24 protein-coding genes and 1 riboswitch are annotated in these 25828 nt (G+C 52.7%); of the genes, 14 read left to right on the forward strand and 10 right to left on the reverse strand.

Annotated features, from left to right (window positions below; all coding sequences use genetic code 11):
* Positions 1 to 62: 62 nt before the first annotated feature.
* Positions 63 to 941, forward strand: a complete 879-nt coding sequence (gene rluF, locus ACLGE8_RS14945) for a 23S rRNA pseudouridine(2604) synthase RluF (protein WP_410999589.1) — start codon at positions 63 to 65, stop codon at positions 939 to 941.
* On the opposite strand, the gene ACLGE8_RS14950 is transcribed toward rluF, so the two are convergent.
* The 3 genes from ACLGE8_RS14950 to rtcR all read right to left on the reverse strand — a co-directional run bounded on the left by ACLGE8_RS14950 (position 938) and on the right by rtcR (position 3995).
* Entirely contained in the window at positions 938 to 1210 is a 273-nt protein-coding gene (locus tag ACLGE8_RS14950) for a DUF3811 domain-containing protein (protein WP_220440464.1), read from the reverse strand. The genes rluF and ACLGE8_RS14950 overlap by 4 nt on opposite strands.
* Positions 1211 to 1376: 166 nt before the next feature.
* Positions 1377 to 2303, reverse strand: a complete 927-nt coding sequence (gene panS, locus ACLGE8_RS14955) for a ketopantoate/pantoate/pantothenate transporter PanS (protein ID WP_410999591.1) — start codon at positions 2301 to 2303, stop codon at positions 1377 to 1379.
* A gap of 111 nt (positions 2304 to 2414) precedes the next feature.
* Entirely contained in the window at positions 2415 to 3995 is a 1581-nt protein-coding gene (gene rtcR, locus ACLGE8_RS14960; protein ID WP_410999593.1) for an RNA repair transcriptional activator RtcR, read from the reverse strand.
* Between the two features lie 449 nt (positions 3996 to 4444).
* Here rtcR and ACLGE8_RS14965 point away from each other — a divergent pair, with 449 nt between their 5' ends.
* Both ACLGE8_RS14965 and ACLGE8_RS14970 read left to right on the forward strand, forming a co-directional pair.
* The gene (locus ACLGE8_RS14965; RefSeq protein WP_410999595.1) at positions 4445 to 5572 is read left to right on the forward strand and encodes a slipin family protein; all 1128 of its coding nucleotides are present in this window, start codon (positions 4445 to 4447) and stop codon (positions 5570 to 5572) included.
* 8 nt (positions 5573 to 5580) lie between these two features.
* Positions 5581 to 6366, forward strand: a complete 786-nt coding sequence (locus ACLGE8_RS14970) for a nucleotidyltransferase domain-containing protein (protein WP_410999774.1) — start codon at positions 5581 to 5583, stop codon at positions 6364 to 6366.
* Between the two features lie 86 nt (positions 6367 to 6452).
* On the opposite strand, the gene lysC is transcribed toward ACLGE8_RS14970, so the two are convergent.
* Positions 6453 to 7802 carry a lysine-sensitive aspartokinase 3 gene (lysC, locus tag ACLGE8_RS14975; RefSeq protein ID WP_410999597.1) on the reverse strand — a complete coding sequence of 450 codons (1350 nt, stop codon included), beginning with the start codon at positions 7800 to 7802 and terminating at the stop codon, positions 6453 to 6455.
* A gap of 114 nt (positions 7803 to 7916) precedes the next feature.
* A riboswitch (Lysine riboswitch) is annotated at positions 7917 to 8114 on the reverse strand.
* Between the two features lie 243 nt (positions 8115 to 8357).
* On the opposite strand from lysC, the gene pgi reads away from it, so the two are divergent.
* The 5 genes from pgi (at position 8358) to ACLGE8_RS15000 (ending at position 14126) form a co-directional block, all read left to right on the forward strand.
* Positions 8358 to 10007, forward strand: coding sequence for a glucose-6-phosphate isomerase (pgi, locus tag ACLGE8_RS14980; protein ID WP_410999599.1), 1650 nt, complete (start codon positions 8358 to 8360; stop codon positions 10005 to 10007).
* A 337-nt stretch (positions 10008 to 10344) separates the two neighbouring features.
* Positions 10345 to 10596, forward strand: coding sequence for an exopolysaccharide production protein YjbE (gene yjbE, locus ACLGE8_RS14985; RefSeq protein WP_410999601.1), 252 nt, complete (start codon positions 10345 to 10347; stop codon positions 10594 to 10596).
* Positions 10597 to 10657: 61 nt separating this feature from the next.
* The gene (locus tag ACLGE8_RS14990) at positions 10658 to 11296 is read left to right on the forward strand and encodes a YjbF family lipoprotein (protein WP_410999603.1); all 639 of its coding nucleotides are present in this window, start codon (positions 10658 to 10660) and stop codon (positions 11294 to 11296) included.
* Positions 11293 to 12030 (forward strand): capsule biosynthesis GfcC family protein, encoded by a 738-nt coding sequence (locus ACLGE8_RS14995; protein ID WP_410999605.1) that lies wholly within the window; start codon positions 11293 to 11295, stop codon positions 12028 to 12030. The genes ACLGE8_RS14990 and ACLGE8_RS14995 overlap by 4 nt, the downstream gene beginning before the upstream one ends.
* Positions 12030 to 14126 carry a YjbH domain-containing protein gene (locus ACLGE8_RS15000; RefSeq protein ID WP_410999607.1) on the forward strand — a complete coding sequence of 699 codons (2097 nt, stop codon included), beginning with the start codon at positions 12030 to 12032 and terminating at the stop codon, positions 14124 to 14126. The genes ACLGE8_RS14995 and ACLGE8_RS15000 overlap by 1 nt, the downstream gene beginning before the upstream one ends.
* A gap of 120 nt (positions 14127 to 14246) precedes the next feature.
* Here ACLGE8_RS15000 and ACLGE8_RS15005 read toward each other — a convergent pair whose 3' ends face one another.
* Complete coding sequence (locus ACLGE8_RS15005) at positions 14247 to 14702, reverse strand: acyltransferase (RefSeq protein WP_410999609.1); 456 nt, start codon at positions 14700 to 14702, stop codon at positions 14247 to 14249.
* Between the two features lie 9 nt (positions 14703 to 14711).
* The gene (locus ACLGE8_RS15010; RefSeq protein WP_410999611.1) at positions 14712 to 15221 is read right to left on the reverse strand and encodes a GNAT family N-acetyltransferase; all 510 of its coding nucleotides are present in this window, start codon (positions 15219 to 15221) and stop codon (positions 14712 to 14714) included.
* Between the two features lie 450 nt (positions 15222 to 15671).
* Here ACLGE8_RS15010 and ACLGE8_RS15015 point away from each other — a divergent pair, with 450 nt between their 5' ends.
* The 5 genes from ACLGE8_RS15015 to ACLGE8_RS15035 all read left to right on the forward strand — a co-directional run bounded on the left by ACLGE8_RS15015 (position 15672) and on the right by ACLGE8_RS15035 (position 20383).
* The gene (locus tag ACLGE8_RS15015) at positions 15672 to 17081 is read left to right on the forward strand and encodes a glycoside hydrolase family 1 protein (protein ID WP_410999613.1); all 1410 of its coding nucleotides are present in this window, start codon (positions 15672 to 15674) and stop codon (positions 17079 to 17081) included.
* A complete protein-coding gene (locus ACLGE8_RS15020) occupies positions 17071 to 18030 on the forward strand; it encodes a type I phosphomannose isomerase catalytic subunit (protein WP_410999615.1) in 960 nt (319 codons plus the stop codon). The genes ACLGE8_RS15015 and ACLGE8_RS15020 overlap by 11 nt, the downstream gene beginning before the upstream one ends.
* Positions 18031 to 18093: 63 nt before the next feature.
* Positions 18094 to 19386: a PTS sugar transporter subunit IIC gene (locus ACLGE8_RS15025; protein WP_410999617.1), complete on the forward strand. Its 1293-nt coding sequence runs from the start codon at positions 18094 to 18096 to the stop codon at positions 19384 to 19386.
* Between the two features lie 11 nt (positions 19387 to 19397).
* Positions 19398 to 20057: a ribulose-phosphate 3-epimerase gene (rpe, locus tag ACLGE8_RS15030; protein WP_410999619.1), complete on the forward strand. Its 660-nt coding sequence runs from the start codon at positions 19398 to 19400 to the stop codon at positions 20055 to 20057.
* 8 nt (positions 20058 to 20065) lie between these two features.
* Positions 20066 to 20383, forward strand: coding sequence for a PTS sugar transporter subunit IIB (locus ACLGE8_RS15035; protein WP_410999621.1), 318 nt, complete (start codon positions 20066 to 20068; stop codon positions 20381 to 20383).
* A gap of 44 nt (positions 20384 to 20427) precedes the next feature.
* Here the strand turns inward: ACLGE8_RS15035 and ACLGE8_RS15040 are convergent, their stop codons facing one another.
* Positions 20428 to 21168: a GntR family transcriptional regulator gene (locus ACLGE8_RS15040; protein WP_410999623.1), complete on the reverse strand. Its 741-nt coding sequence runs from the start codon at positions 21166 to 21168 to the stop codon at positions 20428 to 20430.
* A 282-nt stretch (positions 21169 to 21450) separates the two neighbouring features.
* Here ACLGE8_RS15040 and psiE point away from each other — a divergent pair, with 282 nt between their 5' ends.
* Positions 21451 to 21861 carry a phosphate-starvation-inducible protein PsiE gene (psiE, locus tag ACLGE8_RS15045; protein WP_035896861.1) on the forward strand — a complete coding sequence of 137 codons (411 nt, stop codon included), beginning with the start codon at positions 21451 to 21453 and terminating at the stop codon, positions 21859 to 21861.
* Between the two features lie 199 nt (positions 21862 to 22060).
* Here psiE and malG read toward each other — a convergent pair whose 3' ends face one another.
* The 3 genes from malG to malE all read right to left on the reverse strand — a co-directional run bounded on the left by malG (position 22061) and on the right by malE (position 25825).
* Positions 22061 to 22951, reverse strand: coding sequence for a maltose ABC transporter permease MalG (gene malG, locus ACLGE8_RS15050; protein WP_410999625.1), 891 nt, complete (start codon positions 22949 to 22951; stop codon positions 22061 to 22063).
* Between the two features lie 13 nt (positions 22952 to 22964).
* Positions 22965 to 24509, reverse strand: coding sequence for a maltose ABC transporter permease MalF (gene malF / locus ACLGE8_RS15055; RefSeq protein ID WP_333497095.1), 1545 nt, complete (start codon positions 24507 to 24509; stop codon positions 22965 to 22967).
* A gap of 125 nt (positions 24510 to 24634) precedes the next feature.
* Positions 24635 to 25825: a maltose/maltodextrin ABC transporter substrate-binding protein MalE gene (malE, locus tag ACLGE8_RS15060; protein ID WP_185668442.1), complete on the reverse strand. Its 1191-nt coding sequence runs from the start codon at positions 25823 to 25825 to the stop codon at positions 24635 to 24637.
* Positions 25826 to 25828: the final 3 nt, after the last annotated feature.

The raw sequence follows: 25828 nt of genomic DNA on the forward strand, positions 1-25828 counted from the left end.
TGTCGCGGACTATTTTTTCTCACCCGAAAGGTAGGGTATATTTCGCTTTTACAGGAGAATTTATGCTGCCAGACTCATCCACCCGATTAAATAAATACATCAGCGAAAGCGGCATCTGCTCGCGTCGCGAAGCGGATCGCTTTATCGAACAAGGCAACGTCTTTATCAACGGCAAGCGCGCAACGATTGGCGATCAGGTCGTGCCGGGCGACGTTGTGAAGGTTAACGGTCGATTGATTGAACCGCGGGAAGCGGATGATCTGGTGCTGATTGCGCTGAACAAACCCGTTGGTATCGTCAGTACCACCGAAGACGGCGAGCGCGATAACATTGTGGATTTTGTTAACCACAGCAAGCGTATCTTCCCGATTGGCCGTCTGGATAAAGACTCCCAGGGGCTGATTTTCCTCACCAACCACGGCGACCTGGTGAACAAGATCCTGCGTGCTGGCAACGACCACGAGAAAGAGTATCTGGTTACCGTCGACAAACCGGTTACCGATGAGTTTATTCGTGGGATGGGCGCGGGCGTACCGATTCTGGGTACGGTGACGAAGAAGTGTAAGGTGAAGAAAGAGGCACCGTTCGTCTTCCGTATTACCCTGGTGCAGGGCTTAAACCGTCAGATTCGCCGTATGTGCGAGCACTTCGGTTTTGAAGTCACCAGGCTGGAACGTACTCGCATTATGAACGTCAGCCTGACGGGGATCCCGCTGGGTGAGTGGCGTGACCTGACCGATGACGAGCTGGTGGATTTGTTCAAGCTGATTGAAAACTCGTCTTCGGAAGCGAAACCGAAGGTGAAGTCCAGGCCAAAAACCACCGGCATCAAGCGCCCGGTGGTGAAGATGGAAAAGACCAGCGAGAAACCAGCGCGCCCGGCGGGGAATGGAAACGGTAAACGTTTCACCGCACCGGGACGTAAAAAGAAAGGCCGTTAACGCCTGCCGCGCGTCGGCGTGTTCGCCGACCACGAAAACGAACTTTCGCTATCCGGTTTATAAGCCTGCTGTTTTTTCACCTGGCGGGCTTTCTTCGCTTCGGCTTCGCGCTGAACCATCAGCTTATCGATGTACTCCTTTTTCACGCTATTGGTTTCCGCGTTGGACAGCGGGCGGCCATGCGCAATGCGCGCGCGGTCAAGCAGGGTTTTCAGTTCACGCTGCTCGCGCTCGGTCATCTCTTTTTGCGTAATGCGGGGGAGTGCCATAAGGGTTGCCCTCAATCGGATAATTAACCCAGTGTACGGCAAAGGGGCATATCTTTGTAGGCCGGATAAGGCGTTTACGCCGCCATCCGGCAATGTGCGTCATGTTGCCCGATGGCGCTACGCTTATCGGGCCTACAAGCCCGGTCAAGCGAAGCGCCGCCAGATTCTATTTTTGCTTTGTCTGCTCGATAGGCTTCCCAGACCAGTACCCCGCCAGCAGCGACCCAGACAGGTTATGCCATACGGAGAACAGCGCGCCCGGCAGGGCGGCCAGCGGCCCGAAGTAGATTTTCCCCAGCGCTGCGGCAAGCCCGGAGTTCTGCATGCCGACCTCAATCGCCAGCGTGCGGCAGGTCGACTCATCAAAACCAAACAGACGCCCACCCCAGTAACCGCCGAGCAGGCCGATGGTGTTGTGCAGAATGACCGCGATGATCACCATAAAGCCCACGGAGGCAATATGCGACGCGGAACCAGCAACCACCGCGCTGATAATCGCCAGAATACAGATCATCGAAAACGCCGGCAGATAAGGCTCAACCGCTTTTACTACGCGTGGGAACAGGTGGTGGATAACCAGACCCATAGCAATCGGGATCACCACAATCTGCAGAATGCTGAGCAGCATGCCCATCACATCGACCTGAATATGCGCATCGACGTACAGACGGGTCAGCAGCGGCGTGGCAACTACGCCAACCAGCGTGGAGACGGACGAGATGGTGACCGACAGCGCCACATCGCCCTTCGCCAGAAAGATCATCACGTTTGACGCCGTCCCGCTGGCGACGCTGCCCACCAACACCATCCCGGCGGACAGCTCCGGCGGCATATGGAAAGCTAGCGCCAGCAGCCACGCGGCGAGCGGCATCACCAAATAGTGCAGGAAAATTCCCGCCGCAACCGGCGCGGGGCGCGACAGTACGCGTTTAAAATCGTCCACCTTTAGATGCACGCCCATGCCGAACATAATCAGCATTAGCAGCGAGGGAACCAGCGGCCCGATAGGCGTGAAGGTGGTGGGGGTGAAGTAGGCAATAACAGAGAGCAGCAGCGCCCATAACGGGAACAGCCGGGTGATGACGGAGAGCATGTTGTATTCCTTGCGATATATTGGTGTTGTGTTGTTATAAAAAAGCCGGGTTCGAGCCCGGCTATAGCTATTGTTTATCGCGTGGTGGAATATTATTCAAACAAATTATGTTCATGTTCCGCGATGCAGGCTCTCCCAGCTCAGCCCAAAACGCGCCAGATATTTACGTAATCGGTCGGCATCATTCGGCTTGGTTTTTTTCTGCCGGGAAACGGCAAACAGCTCACGACCCGCTTCTGACAACGATGCGCTACGGCGGCATACCTCGAGCACCGTTTCTAGCTGGCGCCGATCAAACAGGTCAATTTCTTCCTCCAGCTCCAGCGACGGCCCCGCTGTCTGCCAGCTCTCCTGTAACAGCAAGATCTCTTCTTCAACCAACGCTCGCGTGATGCGGCCCTGTTCGGCGAGCGTGGCCATACGCGCGATGGAGGAACTGAGCTCACGAAAGTTGCCACGCCATTGTGCCTGGCTTGAACAGGCAAAGGCCAGATAGCGCTCGCGGGCCTCTTTATCGAAGCGAATTTGCGTCTGTTTGAGGCTGGAAAAGCGCTGTAGTTCGTACTCGATATTGGGGGGGATATCTTCTCGCCGCTGCGCCAGGCCGGGAAGGGCAAAACGCCACATATTGATACGCGCGTAGAGATCTTCTCGGAAACGGCCCTCTGCTACCCACTGCTGCATATCGCGGTGGGTGCCAGCAATCAACTGGAAATCGCTGTGTACCTCTTTATCCCCGCCAAACGGGAAAAAGGTTTTTTCTTCAATGGCTTTTAGCAGCATTGCCTGCTCATCGAGACCCAGTTCGGCGATCTCGTCCAGAAACAACACGCCGCCATCGGCTTCGCGCAATAGCCCGGTGCGTGGCGTTAGCGCCCCGGTAAATGCCCCTTTTACATGGCCAAATAACGTCGACATCGCGTTATCGCCGCGCAGGGTGGCGCAGTTTACCGCCACCAGTTTTCCGGCAACCAGGTGGCGAGATTGACGCAGCTGGAAAATGCGTTTCGCAAGGAAAGATTTCCCTGCCCCGGTGGGGCCGGTCAGCAGAATCGGATCGCCAGAACGAAGCGCGACCCGTTCTATACGGTCGATAAGGGTATTGAAGGTTGCATTGCGGGTATCAATACCATCTTTCAGGAAAGAGACGGACTGCGCTTGCTCACGTTGGAAGCGGCTGGTCAGGGTGGCATAGCGGCTTAAATCCAGATCGATAACCGAACAGACGCCCGCAGCGACGGCCTCATCGGATGAACCTCTTGGGGCCGGGCTCGATTGCAGCAGGCTAGCCGGGAGATAGCGCGCCTCGGTGAGCAGGAACCAGCAAATCTGCGCGACGTGGGTACCGGTGGTGATATGCACCAGGTACTCTTCATTTTCGGTATCAAACGCATAGTGGGTCGCGAAGTCGAGGAGTGCGGCGTATACCTCTTCAAAATCCCATGGGTCGTTAATCGTCACCGCATGAGGCCGAACGTGGGTATGGGGCGCAAGCAGGGCCACATCTTCAATCAGTCTTTGCGCCATGCTTTCATCGCGTGGCTGATAGAGCAACTCCAGCCGGTCGATGGGGAAATCCGCCTGCTGGCAGATACCGACCGTAGGGCGCCATTTTTTGAACCGATTCGCCCGCTTCCCACGCTTATCCAGCACCGTGCCCAGCACGCCAATGACTACCCGCCGCTTTTTCATGGTTTATCCAAAAAGATAAGTTTCGATATTTAAAGATAAGAAAACGAATGGGTCACGGCAATCGCTAATATTGGCGTTGAAAATAAAATGATTAATAATCAGGTATTTAAAAATTAATATCGCTATTTTTACTTTCTGGCACGCTTCTGGCAATACCTGATAGGTCAACAACGCTGAAAGCGCAGGGGGTTAAACCCCGCCGGCACTTCAGGAACGGCAGTGGCTGTATTCCCGACGTGTTCCGTCAGCCGAAGACACACCATGGGTTCGATTCCCAATTTCATTCTCCAGATGAAAACTGGTTGTTAATCATAGGTATATAACGAGGTGGGGTGCAGTTTGCCTACCTCAAAACAGGCTGCCGGTAACGATGCCGTGCGGCAGGCAAAAGGGAATTCCCCTGCCGCTTCGCCCCTGCGCCCGCGCCTGACTCAATAAGGAAAAAAAGCATGATGAAGAAAATTACAATCCGTAAAGGCCAGCTCGGCCTGGTATCCCGCGAGGGCGATTACGAGCGGGTAATGGAAGCCGGTGAACACCGTTTGCCCTGGTTTAACACGCCAGACGTGCTGGTGGTGAATACCGATGGTAGTGAAGTCCCGGAGGCGCTGGCGACCTATTTACGACGATTCCAGCCTGAGTGGGTGGCGCAATACTGCCTGGCCGTTGATTTAAGCGATGCCGAAGCCGGGGCGCTGTATGTGAACGGCATCTTACAGGAGATATTACCCCCCTCTACGCGTCGGCTCTACTGGCGTGCAGACGAGGCACTCGCACTGGTTCGTCTGGATACTCGCCAGGTTCAGGTGCCTGCGGAGATCATGAATGCCGTACTACAACCTCGCCGAAACGGTGCGGTAAAAGGACGCGAAGCGATATTAACGGTTCAGGTTCCGGCCTGGCATGTTGGTGTCCTCAAAATTGATGGCGAGACACAGCCGCTGCTGCAGCCGGGTCTGACGGCTTACTGGAAGGTGAACCATCTGATCGAAGCGGAAACCGTCGACACTCGCTTGCAGGCGCTGGAAGTGAGCGGGCAAGAGATCCTGACCAAAGATAAGGTCAACCTGCGTCTTAATCTGGCGGCGAACTGGCGTTATCACGATGTGCTGCAGGCGTTTGGTCAACTGACTAAACCGGTAGAGCATCTGTACCGTGAATTGCAGTTTGCGCTGCGTGAAGCGGTAGGGACGCGAACGTTGGATGAGCTGCTGGAAGATAAGCAGGTTATTGACGAGGTGGTGAGCACGCAGGTGCAGAATCGCGTGGCGCCGTTTGGTATTGAGGTCGCTTCGTTGGGCGTGAAGGATATCGTTCTGCCTGGCGATATGAAAACCATTTTGTCGCAACTGGTTGAAGCCGAAAAATCGGCGCAGGCCAACGTGATTCGTCGACGTGAAGAAACCGCAGCCACTCGCTCGTTGCTGAACACGGCGAAGGTGATGGAAAACAACCCGGTGGCGCTGCGTTTAAAAGAGCTGGAAACCCTCGAAAGAGTGGCGGAGCGTATTGATAAAATCTCGGTATTCGGTGGTCTGGACCAGGTTCTGCACGGCCTTGTGAACATAAAAGGATAATGACAATGATGCGAGAAAATGGCGTCGATACGGCTATGCGCGAGCGGGTGTTGATGCAGCTAAAAATGGTGGAGCAGCGCTACAACGTGAGGGTGCTTTATGCCTGTGAATCCGGCAGCCGCGGCTGGGGATTCGCTTCACCCGACAGCGACTATGATGTGCGATTTTTGTACGTCCACCCACCGGAATGGTACCTGCGGGTTGAAGCCCCGCGGGATGTTATTGAGCTGCCTATCGATGATGAGCTGGACGTCTGCGGCTGGGAGTGGCGTAAAGCACTGGGTTTACTGAAAGGCGCTAACCCGACGCTTATCGAGTGGCTGGATTCACCGGTGGTCTATCAGCAGGATGAGGCCACGGTCTCGGCGCTAAAAGCGCTGGTGCCAAAATGGTTTTCTCCGCTGCGCGCCCGCTGGCACTACTATTCGATGGCGCGGAAAAACTTCCGTGGCTATCTGCAGGGGGAAGAGGTCAGACTAAAAAAATACTTCTATGTTCTGCGTCCGCTGCTGGCCGTGCGTTGGGTTGAGGCGGGGAAAGGTGTACCGCCTATGCGCTTTGCGGAGTTGCTGGCAGGAAGTGAGCTGGATGCGCCGCTGCGCCAGGAGATAGATGAACTGCTTGAGCGTAAACAGCGGGCCGGTGAGGCGATGTATGGCCTGCGTCGCCCCCTGCTGCATGCGTTTATCCATGCTGAACTGGCGCGAGGGGAAACGCCGCCTGCGCTGCCCGATAGCCGTGAAGGTGACGTCAGGGAGTTAGATCAATTGCTGATGTCGACGGTGATGCGATGAGGGGGAGATGGCCCGATGGCGGAAGGCTATCGGGCGGGGATCAACAACGGTAGGCCGGATAGGTATTTTACTATCCGGCTTTTTTGTCACTCAAACAGGTTATGGTGAAGTTTCTGCACCACCTGCTCAGCTTCTGCGCCCGGCACCAGGAAGCACAGGTTATAGCTGGATGCGCCATAGCAAATCATGCGGATGTTGAACGGCTCAAGCACGCCAAACACCTCTTTGCCCACGCCGCAGGCTTTCGACAGGTTGTTACCAATCAACGCCACCAGCGCCAGGTTCTCTTCCACTTCGACGCGGCACAGTGCCGACAGCTCCATCAGCAGCGACTGCGTCAGCAGGGTATCGCCGGTAGAGGTTGAACCGGTGGTATCCAGCGTCAGTGCAACGCTGACTTCAGAGGTAGTGATCAGATCTACGGAGATGCTGTGGCGCGCCAGAATGCCGAACACTTCCGCCAGGAAGCCGCGGGAGTGCAGCATGTTCAGGCTGTGCAGGGTCAGCAGGGTCTGCTTGCGGCGCAGCGCCAGCGCACGGAACAGCGGTGGGTTAGCGGTTTTATTGCAGACCATGGTGCCGCCCGCTTTCGGATCTTTACTGGAGCCGACGAACACAGGAATATCGCTGCGAACGGCGGGCAGCAGGGTCGCCGGGTGCAGCACTTTCGCGCCAAAGGTCGCCAGTTCAGCGGCCTCTTCAAAGGCGATTTCATCAATACGTTTTGCCGCTGGCACTACGCGCGGGTCGGTGGTGTAGATGCCCGGCACGTCAGTCCAGATATCGACACGGGTCGCATGCAGCGCTTCGCCCAACAGCGCGGCGGTGTAGTCGCTACCGCCACGGCCAAGCGTGGTGGTGCGGCCTTTGCTTTCGCTGCCGATAAAGCCCTGGGTGATCACCAGACCTTCGTCGAGGCGCGGAGCCAGCTGCTGGGTGGCCAGTTCGGCCAGCGCGGCAACGTCCGGCTCGGCGCGGCCAAAGCGGTCGCTGGTGCGCATCACTTTACGCACGTCAAACCACTGTGCCTGCACGTTGCGCTCACGCAGAATTTCGACAAACAGCAGGGTGGACATCAGCTCACCATGGCTGACAAGTTCATCGGTCAGGGCGGTAGAGGTTGCCAGAGAAGCGGCTTCTGCCAGCGTACCCAGATTTTCCAGCAGGCGTTCGATTTCATCGCGGATAACGGCAGGGTTTGCCAGGCGTTCAAGCACGGCGTACTGAATGGCGCGGATGGCCTCCAGTTTGGCCTGGCGATCGGCTGGCTCCAGCCCTTCGGCCAGGGCAACCAGCAGGTTGGTGACGCCCGCCGAAGCAGACAGCACAACCACGCGGACGTTGGCGTCGGAGAGCACCACATCGGCGCTACGGTTCATGGCGTCAAAATCGGCCACGCTGGTGCCACCAAATTTGGCGACGACTAATGCTGTCATAATAACCTCGTGTCAGGGGAGGCCAGGTTCAGATAAACCGGACCAAATTATTCAGCCTTGGCACAAGGGAAGAGCGAAAGACGGGTGGGCGCAGAGCGATAAACAACTACGATTTCACCCAGAAGTGCTCCACCACTTGCGAAACGCCCGACTGCGAACGTTTCTGGTGACAACCCAGGGGATTCAGCCCCTGCAGCCGATGGTGAACGCAACCTGTTGTTCACGCATCTCGGCGTTGCTCCCCCTCAGGTGTTTTCACAGGATTGGTTCCTCCCACACCCTTTACCTGGGCAACGCGCCTCTTCTGGCCTGCGCATGCGCAGGTAGTACGTTTATAAATAAAGGGTTAGCGGGTACCTTGTCAACGCTGGGGTTATGCGGATTTTTCATGCAGGCGAGCCCCACAGAAACGGGGCTTATAAAGGCTATACTTTTGTCTGTTTTCTGCGCGATTTTGTCAGCCTTAGGGGGGATAACATTAAAACCATCACAATTTTTTGTGACAGGCGCTACAATCGAGGGCAGTTTGATTCTTAAATCAGAAGGGTATTGCTAATGAAAAACATCAACCCAACGCAGACCGCTGCGTGGCAGGCACTACAAAAACACTTCGATACCATGAAGGACGTGACCATTGCGGAACTGTTCGCTAAAGATAGCGACCGTTTCAGCAAGTTTTCCGCCACCTTCGACGATCAGATGCTGGTCGATTTCTCCAAAAACCGCATTACCGAAGAGACCCTGGCAAAACTGCTGGATCTGGCCAAAGAGACCGATCTGAGCGGCGCGATTAAGTCCATGTTCTCCGGCGAGAAGATTAACCGCACCGAAGACCGTGCCGTGCTGCACGTGGCGCTGCGTAACCGCAGCAATACCCCGATTATCGTTGATGGCAAAGACGTGATGCCGGAAGTGAACGCGGTGCTGGAGAAAATGAAAGCCTTCTCTGAAGCGATCATCTCCGGTCAGTGGAAAGGCTATACCGGCAAATCCATCACCGACGTGGTGAACATCGGTATCGGCGGCTCCGACCTCGGCCCATTCATGGTGACCGAAGCGCTGCGTCCGTACAAAAACCATCTGAACATGCACTTCGTCTCTAACGTCGATGGTACCCACATCGCCGAAGCGCTGAAAAACCTGAACCCAGAAACCACGCTGTTCCTGGTCGCTTCTAAAACCTTCACCACCCAGGAAACTATGACCAACGCCCACAGCGCGCGCGACTGGTTCCTGGCAAGCGCGGGCGACCAGAAGCACGTGGCGAAACACTTCGCCGCGCTGTCTACCAACGGTAAAGCAGTATCTGAATTCGGTATTGATACGGCCAACATGTTCGAGTTCTGGGACTGGGTTGGCGGTCGTTACTCTCTGTGGTCCGCAATTGGTCTGTCTATCATCCTGTCCGTAGGCTACGACAACTTCGTTGAACTGCTCTCCGGCGCGCACGCGATGGACAAGCACTTCTCCACCACCCCAGCGGAGAAAAACCTGCCGGTACTGCTGGCGCTGATCGGCATCTGGTACAACAATTTTTACGGTACCGAAACTGAAGCGATTCTGCCGTACGACCAGTACATGCACCGCTTTGCCGCGTACTTCCAGCAGGGCAACATGGAGTCCAACGGTAAGTACGTTGACCGTAACGGCAACAAAGTTGACCACCAGACTGGCCCAATCATCTGGGGCGAGCCGGGCACCAACGGCCAGCACGCGTTCTATCAGCTGATTCACCAGGGCACCAAAATCGTACCGTGCGATTTCATCGCCCCAGCGATCACCCACAACCCGCTGACTGACCACCATCCGAAGCTGTTGTCTAACTTCTTCGCCCAGACCGAAGCGCTGGCGTTTGGTAAATCTCGCGAAGTGGTTGAGCAGGAATACCGTGACCAGGGTAAAGATCCCGCAACCCTGGACTACGTAGTGCCGTTCAAAGTGTTCGAAGGCAACCGCCCAACCAACTCCATCCTGCTGCGCGAAATTACCCCGTACAGCCTGGGGGCGCTGATTGCCCTTTACGAGCACAAAATCTTCACTCAGGGCGCTATCCTGAACATCTTCACCTTCGACCAATGGGGCGTAGAGCTGGGTAAACAGCTGGCTAACCGCATCCTGCCGGAGCTGAATGATGATAAAGCCATCGACAGCCACGATAGCTCTACCAACGGCCTGATCAACCGTTATAAATCCTGGCGCGCGTAAGGTTATATATTTTTCAATGCCGGCGTAATGCCGGCATTTTTTTGTCAGATAATTCCGTATATCTTCGATTTCTGAATTATATTGATATTGAGCATAATCCTAAATATCACCTATCCCAGACATCTGTTTCGGATTAACCGTATATTGCCATTCTCAATTTAATAATTAACACATTGTTATTTATTGATATTTTATTTTCTTATCTTTCACTTTCATATTTTCCGAAAAAACCTTTCCCTATTTCCCATCACCGAATTCCATTCATTTGGTTGTGTATACTCGATGACGCCTGAGTATTCTCAGGTACATCTCCATTCATCTAATGAAGGGAATAAGCATGAAGAAAATCCTCTATGGCATTTTTGCCATATCGGCGTTTGCTGCGGCAAGCGCCAGCGCGGCACCTATTGAAACCGGTGAAGCGGCTGGCGCAGCAGCAACGTCCGTGTCGGCCGGGAGTTCAACTGCCACCAGCGCCAGCACCGTGAGTTCCGCGGTCGGTATGGCGCTGGCAGCGGCTGGCGGCGATGGTTCCAACACCGGGACCACCACCACGACCAGCACGACAACGACCACCCGTACCCAGTAATAATCGGTACGTTAATCCTAACCACACTTCGGTGTGGTTATTTTACCCCTGGAGAAGCGTCGTGAAGCGACTTGTTATTCCCCTTATTTGCCTGTTGCTTCAGGCGTGTTCACCCAGCACCAAGGGGCTGGGGAAATCGCTTTGGCAAAGCGTATCTGGCGAGTCGGGCGTACAGCTTACCGACGACGAAATCCAGACCATGCCCTACGCCAGCCAATATATGCAGCTCAACGGCGGCCCGCAGATCTTCGTGGTGCTAGCGTATTCCGAAAACGGCCAGCAAAAATGGCTGACGCAGGACCGGGCAATGCTGGTCACCCAGCATGGACGGCTGGTGAAAACGCAACTGGGGGGCGACAACCTGCTCACGGTGAATAACCTCGACAACGATCCTCTAGCTCGCCCGAACCAGATTACCGACGGCGCGCGCTGGACGCGGACGATGGGCTGGACCGAGCACCAGCAGGTGCGCTATGCCACCGCTACCTCCACCTTCCACTGGGACGATAACGACACGCTGAGCATGGCAGGCCAGAACACCGCCGTACGCGTGCTGGAAGAGGAGGTGACTACCTCTGAAACGAGCTGGCGCAACCGCTACTGGGTCGACAGCGAAGGTCAAATTCGCCAGTCGGAACAGTACCTCGGCGCAGGGACGTTCCCGGTGAAAACTACGCTTATCAAGGCGGCGAAATCATGAAAAAACCGTTAATTATCGCCGCCATGCTAAGCGCTATCTCCTTTGCCGCCCTGGCGGCAGGCACCATCGAGGTTCATATGGCGGGCGTTGAAAAGCCGCTGACCTTAACCCATGCCGAACGGCTGGCCGACCTGGTGGGGCAACCGAGGCTGGCGGGAAGCTGGTGGCCCGGCGCAGCAATCACCTCCCCGCTGGCAACCGCTAAAGCCGAGCGTGAACATCAGGCGCTGCTGGCAGAACTGGCCGCGCTGGCGGCGGATCAGGGCGGCAGCGAGGCGGGAGCGATTAATGCCCTACGCAACCAACTGCAGGCCATCCCGGTGACCGGGCGTTTACTGGTGCCGCTGGACCCTGACACCGTGCGGGTTCATAGCAAGAACAACCCGCCGCTCGAAGGCAATTACACCCTGTGGCTGGGGCGCGAACCTTCCACCATTACGCTGGTGGGACTGGTGGATAAACCGGGAAAAATTCCCTTCACGCCGGGGCGCGATGCCGCCAGCTACCTTGATGATGTCAGCCTGCTCAGCGGTGCGGATCGCAGCTATGCCTGGGTGATTTACCCGGACGGTCGCACGCAAAAAGCGCCGGTGGCGTACTGGAATAAACGGCACATCGAACCGATGCCCGGCAGCATCCTGTTTGTCGGCTTTGCCGACTCATTGTGGACGAATAAATACGACGCGCTGAATGCTGAAATCCTTCGCTCCCTGTCGCAGCGGAGACCTGAATAATGAAAAAAACCTGTCTTTACAGCCTGCTGGCCCTATCGGTCAGCGCGGCTTGCCATGCGGAAACTTATCCCGCGCCGATTGGCCCCTCGCAGTCAGACTTTGGTGGCGTAGGCCTGCTGCAAACCCCAACGGCACGCATGGCGCGTGACGGTGAGTTCAGCCTGAACTATCGCGATAACGATCAGTACCGTTATTACTCCGCCTCTGTCCAGCTTTTCCCATGGCTTGAAACCACGCTGCGCTATACCGACGTGCGCACCAAAGACTACAGTAGCGTGGAGGCTTTCTCTGGCTCGCAAACCTACAAAGATAAAGCCTTCGACGTGAAGCTGCGCCTGTGGGAAGAGAGCTACTGGATGCCGCAGGTGGCGGTCGGGGCGCGCGATATCGGCGGTACCGGCCTGTTTGACTCGGAATATATTGTCGCCAGTAAAGCCTGGGGGCCGTTCGATTTTACCCTCGGCTTAGGCTGGGGCTACCTCGGCACCAGCGGCAATGCCACCAACCCGTTCTGCTCCTACAGCGACAAATACTGCTATCGCGATAATAGCTATCGTAAAGCGGGTTCGGTCGACGGCAGCCAGATGTTCCACGGCCCGGCGGCTTACTTTGGCGGTATTGAGTACCAGACGCCGTGGCAGCCGCTGCGCCTGAAGCTGGAGTATGAAGGTAATAACTATCAGCAGGACTTTGCCGGCAAGCTCGATCAGAAGAGTAAAATTAACGTTGGCGCTATTTATCGCGTCACCGACTGGGCCGACGTGAACCTGAGCTACGAGCGCGGCAATACGGTGATGTTCGGCTTTACCCTGCGCACCAACTTTAACGATCTACGTCCATCCTATAACGACAACGCGCGCCCGACCTATCGACCTCAGCCGCAGGATCCGATTCTCCAGCATTCGGTGGTGGCAAATCAGCTCACCCAGCTTAAGTACAACGCGGGCTTTGCGGCGCCGAATATTCAGGTGCAGGGCGACACGCTGTACGTGACCGGCGAGCAGGTGAAGTATCGTGACTCGCGGGAAGGGATCGAACGTGCCAATCGGATCATCGCCAACGATCTTCCGGAAGGGATCCGTACGATCCGCATTACCGAAACGCGGCTCAATCTGCCGGAAGTGACCACGGAAACCGATGTGGAGAGCCTGCAACGACATCTCGCCGGTGAGCCGTTGGGGCAGGAGACGCCGCTGGTGCAAAAACGTGTCGCGCCAATCGTGCCGGAGAAAACCGAACAGGGCTGGTACATCGACAAATCGCGCTTTGATTTCCATATCGACCCGGTGCTGAGCCAGTCTATCGGCGGGGCGGAAAGCTTCTATATGTACCAGGTGGGCGTAATGGGCTCGGCGGACTGGTGGGTGACCGACCACCTGCTGACCAGCGGCAGCCTGTTTGCCAACGTGGCGAACAACTACGACAAATTTAACTACACCAACCCACCGAAGGACTCAGCCCTGCCGCGCGTGCGTACGCATATCCGTGAATATGTGGAAAACGACGTTTACGTGAATAACCTGCAGGCCAACTACTTCCAGTATCTGGGCAACGATTTCTACGGCCAGGTCTACGGCGGCTATCTGGAAACCATGTACGGCGGCGCGGGGGCGGAAGTGCTCTATCGCCCGGTGGACAGCAACTGGGCCTTTGGTCTGAACGCCAACTACGTGAAGCAGCGTGACTGGCGCAGCGCGCAGGACATGATGAAGTTCACCGACTACAGCGTGAAAACCGGTCATCTGACCGCCTACTGGACGCCGTCGTTCGCGCAGGATGTGCTGGTGAAAGCCAGCGTCGGGCAGTATCTGGCGGGGGATAAAGGCGGCACGCTGGATATCTCAAAACACTTCGACAGCGGCATTGTGGTTGGTGCATACGCCACGATTACCAACGTCTCGGCGGACGAATATGGCGAAGGGGAGTTCACCAAAGGGGTTTATGTGAATATCCCAATGGATCTCTTCACCTCCGGCCCAACCCGCAGCCGTGCGGTCGTTGGCTGGACGCCGCTGACGCGTGACGGTGGTCAGATGCTGGGTCGTAAGTTCGAGCTGTATAACATGACCGGCGATAAGAGCCAGAACTTCAGATAACGTTCCCCCTGTAGCCCGGCCAAGCGAAGCGCCGCCGGGGATTTTTCGGCTCTGTGCCTGTTGCCCCTCACCCCAACCCTCTCTCCAAAGGGGAGAGGGAGCCGTTAGGTTCCATAGGCGTTATAGCCGCCGTAACAACCGCGCCGGATTCCCGGCGTACACCCCTTTCTCCTCAATGGAGCGGGTCACCACGCTGCCCGCGCCAATCACCACGCCATCGCAAATCGACACGGCCAGGATGGTCGCACCGCTGCCAATAGAGACGTTATTGCCAATCGTAATACGCCCCCAACTCTCGCGGTCGGCGTTGGGCTTTCCGTCGCGGAACATATCGTTGGCAAACATCACCCCGTGGCCAATAAAACAGTCGCACCCGACGGTGACGTATTCGCAAATAAAGGTGTGCGACTGGATTTTGCTGTTGTCGCCAATCCGCGTATTGCCCTGAATCTCCACAAATGGACCGACGAACACGTTATCGCCAAGCGTGCAGTCATAGAGGTTGGCGGGTTCGTAGATAACCACGTTTTCCCCGCAGGTGACATTGCGTGTGGCGACCGGACGAAATGAGGTCATCGTATCCTCTCAGAGCGTTTTTGCCAGAATATGCAGCGTGCTGGTCTGCGTGGCGGTGGTGAAGTGAACGTCCTTAATATGCTGCATTCCCAGGCGTTCATAAAACTTCCGCGCCTGTGGGTTATCTGCCAGCACCTCAAGCCACAGCGACGTTTCATGCTGTGCTTTGGCACGACGGATGACCTCAGAAAATAGCTGCTCGCCGAACCGTTGACCCGTTTCTCCCGGCATCAGATAGAGTTTGTGCAGCAGCGTGCCGCACAAACCATCGGGCTCGACGTATTGTCCCGGCGAGTATTTCGCAAAGCCCACCGCTGTTGACGTGGAGGCAATCAGCCAGTGGCTGCCCGCCTCGGCGAACGACTGGCGCAGCGCCGCTAGCCCATATTCCTGCGCGAGGAACTGATGAAGCTCATCCGTGTTTTTCCACAGATGAGCAAAATGGTGGGTATAGCTGGTATAGCCCATGTGGCTCAACAGGGGAATGTCTTCCGCGGTTGCCTGACGAATGCTGAGCATATGCCGTCCATTCCAGATGAAAAATTGAGGCTGATTGTGCCAGCAGGTTAGGCGCAGGGGTAAGCGGAAAGGGGAAGAATTGTGCACTCTCGCAGGGTTTAAGAGATGCGTTGAGTGGCCCAGTATTATCGGGCCTGCGGCGAAATTTACCTGGGAACCATAATGATGATTTATTTAATTGGTAAATGTAATGGCAAATATACATTTAAAATTTATATTGAAATTAATTGTGATGGTGATGGTGTAACATAAGCATCAATAATTTGAATATGTTTTTAGGTGTTATTTCCCCCATCTATTTATACGTACGGCCATAGGGCGATTATTTGTGAAATCGTTCTCAAAAAATACTTACTGGATAATAATCTCTTGCTTTTCATTACCCATGGATTTTATAAGTCATAATGTAATTACAAATGAAATAACACACTTTTTGAAAAGGAGTTTTTTATGACTAAATTTCCTGCCAATTTTTTATGGGGCGGGGCTGTCAGCAACGTTCAGGCCGAAGGGGCGTGGTTAACTGATGGTAAAGGACTTAATGTCTACGACACGCAAGACATTATTCTGGAATCCGGTCAGACGGTTATTAACAGCAGCGAACTTGCATCAAATCATTATTATCAATATCGCGAAGATATCAAATTGATGAAAGATATGGGATTCACGGCATACCGATTTTCCGTTGTGTGGTCACGCATTCATCCTCGCGGTGATGACCTGGAACCAAATGAGCCTGGGCTACGTTTCTATGAAGAGATGGTTGATGAACTGATTGCTGCAGGAATTGAGCCAGTTGTTTCACTAGTACATTTTGATATGCCAGATAACCTTGCGAAAGAATACAATGGTTTCTATAACAAGCAGGTTATCGATTTCTATATCAGACATGTTGGTATTGTCGTCGAAAGATTAAAGAGCAAGGTGAAGTATTGGATCACCTACAATGAGATGAATCTTGCCCCATTCCATCCAGGGCTTGTCGCTGGGGCAATACGACCAGCTAACGTTGAACAATCTGTTTTCTTTAAAACTATCGTTCATAACACGCAGGTGGCCCACGCCCGTGCAGTATTAACCATCAAATCTGCAATACCCGATGCCAAAGTGTCAGGTATGACAAATACACCGTGGGTTGTCCCTGCGACTTCTGCTCCCGAAGATGTTTTGGCTAGCCATATCCATAATACTTACCATCTGTGGTTGACCTTTGATGTGATGACTTCCGGTGAGTATCCTGCTTATTATCTTAAATTTCTGGAAAATCGGGGAATGTCGCTGGATATCGATGGGTTGGCCGATATTAAGCAAGCGGCAGAGAAACTCGACTACCTTTCCATTAGTTACTATCAAACGAATACTATCCGCGGCGTTAAAAAAGACAGCGTGATCGCGATGGAAGACGCGATTATTTTTGATCAACCGGTTGAAGTCAGCGAGTGCCTGAAAGCGACGGAGTGGGGTTGGGCTATCGACCCTGTTGGTTTCAGGACGGTGCTGTCTGCCGTCTACCAGCGCTATAACAAGCCTATTTTCATTGTTGAGAACGGCATCGCGCTTCTGGAAACTCCGGATGAAAATCAGTTTGTCAGCGACGATGTTCGTATTCAGTATCATCGCGATCACCTGCAAAGCGTCTACCAGGCTATGCAGTATGATGGCGTTGATATTATTGGCTATTTAGCCTGGTCACCGATTGATTTTCTAAGCAGCCATAAAGAAATGCGTAAGCGCTATGGCTTTGTTCGTATTGATACCATGCCCGATCAAAATGGCTGTCTGCGCAGAACGCCAAAAAAATCATGGTACTGGTACCAGTCGGTTATCAATAGCCATGGAGCGCAGCTTGATGAAGCCTGAGCTGATTTTTTTCACGCCTATTGGGCGCAAAACGGTATGGGGTGGAACCACCGTTAAAGACTACTTTCATTATCCAGAAATGACGGATGATGTCGGGCAGGCCTGGGCCTTTGCCGATCAGCCTGACGGCCTGAGCAATATCTGCGTCACTTTGCCGCTGTCGGGCATGACATTGCATGATATCTGGGAGGGGCATCCGGAATTTTTCAACAGTCAGTATCGGCATTTTCCTTTTATTGTGTCGTTGGTTGGTCCGGAAGCTGACCTGAGCATCCAGTTGCACCCGGATAAGGTATCTGCGCAAAAATATGGTTTCCATACGGGGAAAAATGAAGCCTGGTACTTTCTTGAAGTGAATAATAGTTCTCTGGTTTATGGGCATTGTGCTGATTCAAAAGAACAACTGCTGTATCGCATTGGGCAAAATGATTTTACTGGGCTTTTTAAAACCATTCCGGCAGAGAAGGATAGTTTTGTTTATCTCCCCGCAGGGATGATACATGCCCTGGGTAAAGGCAATATTGTTTATGAAATTCAGCAGGCCACGGATCTTACCTGGCGAATTTATGATTACGAGCGTACTGATAATCATTGTCAGCAGCGCGAACTGCATATATCACAGGCATTAGAGGTGCTTAATAATGTTGCTGATGATGCAATTAAAAGTGCAATAAACAGCGTGGTAAAAAGCACGCAAAAGGGTAGTGGCTATGAATTAGATAGCTATCGCACGGAAACCGTTTTCTCGGTATCAAAATTATTATGCCATGGTTCTGGGCATCTGATGAAAGATCGCTATTGGCTATGTACGGTGACAAAAGGGAAGGGGATGATTAACGGTGAAAACATTTCTTGCGGTGACAACTTTGTGATCATTGCTGATTGCCACAGTATAGACTTTGCCGGTGATTTTACGCTAATGATAACATCGGAAAATAAACAATCATAATGCAGTGAACTAATTAAATAATGCAGAAGGTAATAATATAAAAATTGTTGCCAGGGAGGTTTTATGTCTGAAAAAGAAATGGCCAAAGTGAAGCCCGGAATTTTTGACAGATTTACTGATTCTGTTATGAAACTCTCCGATCCACTTGCTCGATTTAGCCAGATTCCAGCCGTAGCAGCAGTGCAGAATGGTCTAACAACCGTAATGCCGGTTATCATTATTGGTAGTTTATTTTTAATTGTCGCTATCTTCGGCATGCCAGTGTTGGGTAATAGCGGTCAGCCGTTGGTCCCATTATTAGTGCCCTATGTTCCGTTGTTGAACAGCGTAAACTCGATGACGCTTGGTTTTGTGGGGTTCTATGCAGCATTGACGATTTCCAGCAGCTACGGTGAACAGTTAGACCTGAATACAAAGCAGTGTGGTTTGATTGGTCTGTTGACGTTCCTGTTTATATCCTTCAAAGGGACAACCAACGGTACGCTGTCCGTTCAATATTTTGGTGCGCTGGGGCTGTTTGTCTCAATGGTTACCAGTCTTTGCTCTATTAAACTCTATAAGTTTTTACTGGATGCAAAGATTGTTATCAGACTGCCTGAGAGCGTGCCACCAAACGTTGGGAATGCCTTTACAGTACTGATCCCGCTGTTTGTCATTATCACCGTATCGTGGCTCATTCGCTCGGTACTGAACATTGACCTACCAGCATTCATGAGTAATTTTTTAACGCCGTTGCTGTCTGCTGCTGATAGCTTCGGTGTATTTACCATCATTATGCTGATCACTATGATCTTATGGTCAGTTGGACTTAACGGTCCAGCATTGCTGTCTGCCATCACGACGCCAATCGTCACCGCATCGCTAGCCAGCAATGCCAAGGCGAAGTTAGACGGTGTGCCGCTGACACATATCTGGACTGAAACCTTTAACTTTAGCTATATCTGGATCGCGTCAATTTATCCGCTACTGTTCCTGATGCTGTTTTCCCGTTCTAAAGGTTATAAGGCAATTAGCATTGCCTCTATTCCAGCCGCAATGTTCAATATTATTGAACCTATTGTTTTTGGTTTACCAATGGCAATGAATATTTACCTGATGATTCCATTTATCATTTCCGGAACGTTGGGGTGCTCCGTTGCTTATCTGCTAACCGATATTGGCTTTATCTCTCGTACATTTGCTGGAGTTCCATGGGCAACGCCGCCGTTTATTAGCGGGATTCTCTCCACCGGGGATTGGAAAGTTATTATCGTTCAGGCAATCGTGTTTGTCCTTGGTCTCGTTATTTACTTCCCGTTCTTCAGAATGTTTGAGAATGTTGAAAAAAGAAAGCAGTCTGATGCCGTTACTAAATAATAGGTAATATTATGATAAAAATATCTCCGTCAATCATGTGCGCTGACCTCTCATATCTCGCTGATGAGATAAAAAGTCTGGAGGCGGCCGGTGCGGACTATTTCCATATTGATGTTATGGATGGCATTTTTGTTCCCAATTTTTCCCTGGGACTGCACGATTTACAGGCCGTGAAGAAGATGAGCAGGATTGAAACCGAAGTGCATCTGATGATTAGCCAACCACAGGATTATATTCAACTTTTTGCTGATGCCGGTGCTGATATTATTTATGTGCACCCTGAAGCCTGCACACATCTTCATCGCACGTTAATGAAAATTAAGTTATGCGGTAAAAAAGTGGGGGTAGCGCTGAATCCGGGGACGTCTATCTCAGTAATCGAAGAGGTCATGGATATTATAGACTATGTGCTGGTGATGTCCGTTGATCCTGGCTTTGCCGGGCAGACGTTTATCCCTGGCGCTATCGATAAAATCGCCAGACTGAGCGAGGGTATTTCTTTAGGGACACGTGATATTAAAATTTCGGTTGATGGAGCAATTAGCTTGTCTACCATCCCGCCGCTTTATGAAGCTGGTGCTCGGATTTTTGTCGCAGGCACCTCAGGACTATTTCGCGATGATGTTGATTATTCAACAGCAATCGAAAATATGAAAAATTGTCATCAATAGGTAGCGCTATGTACAATATTCTTCTTTGTTGTTCCGCTGGAATGTCCACCAGCCTGTTAGTCACGAAAATGAAAAAATATGCGGAATCCATTGACGTTGAAGCGACAATATGGGCAATTTCAGTCAATGATATTGAATCAACGTTAAAACAAAGTGCCGTTGATGTTATTCTACTTGGCCCACAGGCGAGATATAAACTAAGCACTACTAAGGCAATCTGTGCAGAATATAGTATTGATTGTGATGTAATCAATATGAGTGATTATGGTGTGATGAATGGTGAGAATGTATTTAAGCATGCATTAACGCTAATAAAGCATGATTGATTCTCGGTTTGGGTGTGATGTCAGGTGATACCTGGCATCACGTTTTACACTAGTAATTCAATTTTGAATTTATGGCTGCTGCCTTTATAGCGAGCAATAGAGTATTCAACTGGAGTATTCTTAACATCATAACCCGTGGTGACTGATAGCAGCAGCGGAGATTTTCTCGGCACTTCCATTAAGAGCGAATCTTTTGTTTCCGCCGCGATGGCGGAGATCAGACGTTCTACGCGCACGACAGGGTTTTTTAACTCCTTCATTTTGTCATATAAGGAGTTGTTCTCCATATCAACCTTGATAAGGCCGCTATAGATTGCAGCCGGTAACCATGATTCAATGTAAAGGACGGGTTTCTGGTCGATATAGCGAACCCGCTCCAGATATACTGCACTCTTGCAGCCAAGAATGTTCGCAACAGTTTCATCATTTTCTACTAAAGATAATGATAATACCTTTGTGACGGGTTGTTGGCCCTGATCAACCATTTCATGATAGAAACTTTCGAGTTTACTGAGATAGTTATTATAAATTTTGGGGGTCGTAACGCAGGTTCCTTTCGCTCTTTTCCTTTCCAGATATCCGGCCGCTGAAAGCTCATTTAATGCTTGCCTTACCGTGGGTCTGCTGACATCCAGGAGTTTTGACAATTCATCTTCTGGAGGGAGCATATCGCCTTCAATTAATTGTCCATTTTTAATATTGTCTTCGATGAAAGTCTTTATCTGAAAATAAAGTGGAATGGCAATATGTTTATTGATTATTCTTTTATTAAATATCTTTTTCATTATCATACCTGCATTGAAATGCGATCCGCTGATTAATACTGATGCCCAAGTTTAATTATTACAAAAATGGATAATACACGAAATAGCGTGACGAGTAACATCTAAAAAAAATTATTAATCATAAACATTCATGCAATTTATATTTCTATTTATATATATTCAATTTATAGATAATTAACTGGCTTGATGTGGGTAGAGATAAAGTTATACACGAAAAAAGTAGATCTGGATCACACTTCTGCGCTATACAAAGATCCCGGCCCAGAGAAAGAGGTGCTAGCCATGACGTCACTATCTCGTCCCCGCGTGGAATTTATCTCCACCATTCTGCAGACCGTGCTGAACCTGGGTCTGCTCAGTCTTGGCCTGATCCTGGTCGTTTTCCTCGGTAAAGAGACGCTGCATCTGGCGGACGTGCTGTTCGCCCCCGAAAGCACCAGCAAGTACGAGCTGGTGGAAGGGCTGGTGGTCTATTTCCTCTATTTTGAATTTATCGCCTTGATTGTGAAGTACTTCCAGTCAGGCTTTCACTTTCCCCTGCGCTATTTTGTCTACATCGGCATTACGGCGATTGTGCGGCTGATTATCGTCGACCATAAATCACCGCTGGACGTGCTGATTTACTCCGCCGCTATTCTGCTGCTGGTGATTACGCTGTGGCTGTGTAACTCGAAGCGGCTTAAACGAGAATAATCAGCGCTGGATTGCCCGATGGCGCTGCGCTTATCGGACCTACAAATACCAGGCCCTGTAGCCCGGCCAAGCGAAGCGCCGCCGGGAATGGCTCGGAGCTACCTGCGACAAAAAAAAGGGCGCTCCGAAGAGCGCCAAACAGTCACAAGTTAGGGTACGTTCAAGTTGAGGATAATAGCAGTGGCATTGCTGATGAAAATTAGCCCTTCACGCCCCCGGCCGTCAGGCCATTCACCAGCCAGCGCTGCGCCAGCAGGAAGACCACGGTAATCGGGATAGCGGAAAGTACGGCCGCCGCGGCAAAGTCGCCCCACAGGTAGTTTTGCGGGTTGAGGTATTGCTGCATACCAACGGCCAGGGTGTAGCTGTTCACATCACGCAGCAGCAGTGATGCAACCGGAACTTCGGTGATAGCGGCGATAAACGACAGGATAAACACCACCGCCAGAATCGGTACCGACAGCGGCAGCAGAACCAGACGGAACGCCTGCCAAGGGGTTGCGCCATCCAGCGCCGCCGCTTCTTCCAGAGAACCATCAATCGTTTCGAAATAGCCTTTAATCGTCCAGACGTGCAGCGCGATACCGCCGAGGTAGGCGAAGATCACCCCGCCGTGGGTGTTCAGGCCGATAAACGGAATGTACTGGCCCAGACGGTCAAACAACGCGTACAGGGCAACCAGCGACAGCACCGCTGGGAACATCTGGAAAATCAGCATCCCTTTGAGCAGTGTGGCTTTGCCCGGGAAGCGCATGCGGGCAAATGCATAGGCGCAGGTAGTGGAGAGCGTCACGATACCAATCGCGGTGATACCGGCGATTTTCACCGAGTTCCACAGCCACAACAGGACCGGGAACGGCGGCGGCGTCACGCGGCCGTCCGCATGTTCAACGCTAAAGCCCAGCGCCAGCTTCCAGTGCTCCCAGGAGATGTTCTCCGGGATCAGGCTGCCGGTGGCGAAGTTACCTTCGCGCAGCGAAATGGCGATAACCATCAGCAGCGGGAACATAATCGCCGCAATGAAAACGAGCAGCAGAAGGTGCGTGGTAAAGAGACGCAGTTTCTGAGATTTGGGTTGTACCATAGCCATGTTCGAGTCTCCCTTAATCAAACTTCATGCGCGTGGCTTTCAGGTTCACTATCGCAAGCGCACCGACCAGCAGGAAGATAAGCGTCGCAATCGCTGCCGCCAGACCGAAGTCCTGGCCGCCGCCGCCTTCAAAGGCGATACGGTAGGTATAGCTCACCAGCAGGTCGGTATAGCCGGCTGGCGTGGTGGTGCCGAGACGGTCCGGTCCGCCGTTGGTCAACAGCTGAATCAGCACGAAGTTGTTAAAGTTAAAGGCGAAGCTGGCGATCATCAGCGGCGTCAGCGGCTTAATCAGCAGCGGTAACGTAATCTTAAAGAAGTTCTGGAACGGGCCCGCGCCATCCATTGCCGAGGCTTCATACAGGTCATCCGGAATTGCCTTCAGCAGGCCCATGCACAGGATCATCATGTACGGGTAGCCGAGCCAGGTGTTGACGATCACAATCATCGAACGCGCGGTGGTTGGGTCGCTAAACCAGGCCGGTTTGATACCGAACAGCGCGCTCAGCATCATGTTGATTTCACCAAAGCTCTGGTTGAACAGCCCTTTGAAAATCAGAATCGAGATAAACGACGGTACGGCGTACGGCAGAATCAACAGCACGCGGTAGATGGCCTTGCCCTTCAGCGATTCCCACTGTACAAGGCAGGCCAGCACCATGCCGACGGCGACGGTCAGGATCACGGTCAGCACCGAGAAGACCACCGTCCAGACGAAGATAGCGAAGAACGGCTTCTGGATGCCTTCGTCGGTAAAGACGCGGGTGAAGTTGTCCCAGCCAATACCGACGGTATAGCCCGGGCTCAGCTTCTCATCGCCCCAGGAACCATCGGCATTCACCGTCTGGTAGAAACCGACGTCGTTGTTAGGACGGTATTTCACGCCGCTCTGGTTGTTGGTCAGCAGGCCATCATCGGCCAGAGTGTAGAGCGGCTGGGTGCCGGAGAACTGGCGCAACGAGCTCATGGTGACTTTGCTTTCATCCGGCAGCACGGCGGTCAGCTGGTTCAGCGCCTGACGGTTTTGGGTGATCACGCGAAGCTGCGCACGCTCGCCGGTCGGCAGCGCTTCCGTCTCTTTCAACTGCAGCTTCTGCTCGCCGCCAATCTTAAAGCTGTCGGAGAGATAATTTTTGCCGCTCTCGCCGTCGGTGAGGGCCAGTTGCCACTCATCACCCGCCGGGAACAGGCTGAAGTTGTAGGTTTTGCCCGCCTGATAAGAACGATCCATCAGCACCTGCTGGGCGCGTTCGAAGGTGAGCTGGTTGGTGCTGCTGTAGTTGGTAAAGGCGATGGCGATGGTACAGATCAGTGGGAAGAGGACGAACAGCCCCATCCCGGCCATGCCAGGGTAAACGTAGCGCCAGGCGTAGGTTTTACGGTTGGCGAAAATATACAGGCCCGCTGAGCTTAAGATCAGCGTCATGATGGCGAACAGGTACTCCCCTTGTGCGTACATTAAAACTACAAGGTAACCCACCAGCAGGCCCAGCAGACCAATCACTGACCACTTCAGCGTGTCGCTTTGCCACCAATGTTTCTTTTTAATGACATCCATGGGGATATTCCTCTACAGCGTTTGAGCTTTTCTCCCTCTCCTGGGGGAGAGGGTCGGGGTGAGGGCGGATGTTGCAACACAACCCTCACCCTAACCCTCTCCCTGAGGGAGAGGGGATAAAAACATTACTTGGTGATACGACCCTGCGCGTCCTTCAGCGCAGCATCGACGGTCTGACGACCGCTAGCGGCGTTGATGACCGCGGTACGAACGGCATACCAGAAAGCGGACATCTGTGGGATGTTCGGCATGATTTCGCCTTTCTGGGCGTTATCCATGGTGGCCGCGATGCGTGGGTCTTTCGCTAAGGTATCCTGGAAGGATTTCAGCGCAACGGCGCCCAGCGGTTTGTCCTTGTTCACTTCTTCCAGACCCTGGTCGGTCAGCAGGTAGTTTTCGAGGAACTCTTTCGCCAGCTCTTTGTTCGGGCTTGCCGCGTTGATACCGGCGCTCAGTACGCCAACGAACGGTTTAGACGGCTTGCCTTTGAAGGTTGGCAGCAGCGTGACGCCGTAGTTAACTTTGCTCTTGTCGATGTTGGACCACGCCCACGGACCGTTGATGGTCATCGCCGTTTCGCCCTTGTTGAAGGCCGCTTCTGCGATGGAGTAGTCGGTATCCGCATTCATGTGTTTATTCTTGATAAGGTCAACCAGGAAGGTCAGGCCCGCTTTCGCGCCAGCGTTGTCCACGCCCACGTCTTTCACGTCATATTTGCCGTTTTCAAACTTGAACGCGTAACCACCGTCGGCAGCAATCAGCGGCCAGGTGAAGTACGGCTCTTGCAGGTTGAACATCAACGCAGATTTGCCTTTCGCTTTCAGCGTCTTATCCAGCGCCGGGATCTCTTCCCAGGTTTTCGGTGGATTTGGCACGAGGTCTTTGTTGTAAATCAGCGACAGCGCTTCAACCGCGATTGGGTAAGCGATCAGCTTGCCGTTGTAGCGAACGGCATCCCAGGTGAACGGGTAGAGCTTGTCCTGGAACGCTTTGTCCGGGGTGACTTCTGCCAGCAGGCCAGACTGTGCGTAGCCGCCAAAGCGGTCATGTGCCCAGAAGATGATGTCCGGGCCATCGCCGGTCGCTGCCACCTGCGGGAATTTTTCTTCCAGTTTATCTGGGTGTTCTACGGTGACTTTAATCCCCGTGTCTTTCTCAAATTTCTTACCTACCTCGGCCAGGCCGTTATAGCCTTTGTCGCCGTTGATCCAGATAACCAGTTTTCCCTCTTCAATTTTTGCCAGGGCTGAGGCGGAAAACATCATCGTGGTCAATGCGGACAGCGCGAGGATGCGAGCGCCAGTTTTAATTTTCATATA

Source organism: Kluyvera sp. 142486 (genome assembly GCF_046569695.1).
Lineage (GTDB): Bacteria > Pseudomonadota > Gammaproteobacteria > Enterobacterales > Enterobacteriaceae > Kluyvera.

Bases quoted from the DNA above. Each gene is read 5' to 3' on its own strand.
- ACLGE8_RS15000 (WP_410999607.1), top strand. From the start codon at position 12,030: ATGAAAAAAACCTGTCTTTACAGCCTGCTGGCCCTATCGGTCAGCGCG.
- ACLGE8_RS15020 (WP_410999615.1), top strand. From the start codon at position 17,071: ATGAAGCCTGAGCTGATTTTTTTCACGCCTATTGGGCGCAAAACGGTA.
- rluF (WP_410999589.1), top strand. From the start codon at position 63: ATGCTGCCAGACTCATCCACCCGATTAAATAAATACATCAGCGAAAGC.
- ACLGE8_RS15015 (WP_410999613.1), top strand. From the start codon at position 15,672: ATGACTAAATTTCCTGCCAATTTTTTATGGGGCGGGGCTGTCAGCAAC.
- ACLGE8_RS15005 (WP_410999609.1), bottom strand. From the start codon at position 14,702: ATGACCTCATTTCGTCCGGTCGCCACACGCAATGTCACCTGCGGGGAA.
- rtcR (WP_410999593.1), bottom strand. From the start codon at position 3,995: ATGAAAAAGCGGCGGGTAGTCATTGGCGTGCTGGGCACGGTGCTGGAT.
- pgi (WP_410999599.1), top strand. From the start codon at position 8,358: ATGAAAAACATCAACCCAACGCAGACCGCTGCGTGGCAGGCACTACAA.
- ACLGE8_RS15040 (WP_410999623.1), bottom strand. From the start codon at position 21,168: ATGAAAAAGATATTTAATAAAAGAATAATCAATAAACATATTGCCATT.
- malG (WP_410999625.1), bottom strand. From the start codon at position 22,951: ATGGCTATGGTACAACCCAAATCTCAGAAACTGCGTCTCTTTACCACG.
- ACLGE8_RS14995 (WP_410999605.1), top strand. From the start codon at position 11,293: ATGAAAAAACCGTTAATTATCGCCGCCATGCTAAGCGCTATCTCCTTT.
- psiE (WP_035896861.1), top strand. From the start codon at position 21,451: ATGACGTCACTATCTCGTCCCCGCGTGGAATTTATCTCCACCATTCTG.
- malF (WP_333497095.1), bottom strand. From the start codon at position 24,509: ATGGATGTCATTAAAAAGAAACATTGGTGGCAAAGCGACACGCTGAAG.
- ACLGE8_RS14970 (WP_410999774.1), top strand. From the start codon at position 5,581: ATGCGAGAAAATGGCGTCGATACGGCTATGCGCGAGCGGGTGTTGATG.
- ACLGE8_RS14965 (WP_410999595.1), top strand. From the start codon at position 4,445: ATGATGAAGAAAATTACAATCCGTAAAGGCCAGCTCGGCCTGGTATCC.
- ACLGE8_RS15010 (WP_410999611.1), bottom strand. From the start codon at position 15,221: ATGCTCAGCATTCGTCAGGCAACCGCGGAAGACATTCCCCTGTTGAGC.
- rpe (WP_410999619.1), top strand. From the start codon at position 19,398: ATGATAAAAATATCTCCGTCAATCATGTGCGCTGACCTCTCATATCTC.
- ACLGE8_RS15025 (WP_410999617.1), top strand. From the start codon at position 18,094: ATGTCTGAAAAAGAAATGGCCAAAGTGAAGCCCGGAATTTTTGACAGA.
- malE (WP_185668442.1), bottom strand. From the start codon at position 25,825: ATGAAAATTAAAACTGGCGCTCGCATCCTCGCGCTGTCCGCATTGACC.
- ACLGE8_RS14950 (WP_220440464.1), bottom strand. From the start codon at position 1,210: ATGGCACTCCCCCGCATTACGCAAAAAGAGATGACCGAGCGCGAGCAG.
- lysC (WP_410999597.1), bottom strand. From the start codon at position 7,802: ATGACAGCATTAGTCGTCGCCAAATTTGGTGGCACCAGCGTGGCCGAT.
- ACLGE8_RS15035 (WP_410999621.1), top strand. From the start codon at position 20,066: ATGTACAATATTCTTCTTTGTTGTTCCGCTGGAATGTCCACCAGCCTG.
- panS (WP_410999591.1), bottom strand. From the start codon at position 2,303: ATGCTCTCCGTCATCACCCGGCTGTTCCCGTTATGGGCGCTGCTGCTC.
- yjbE (WP_410999601.1), top strand. From the start codon at position 10,345: ATGAAGAAAATCCTCTATGGCATTTTTGCCATATCGGCGTTTGCTGCG.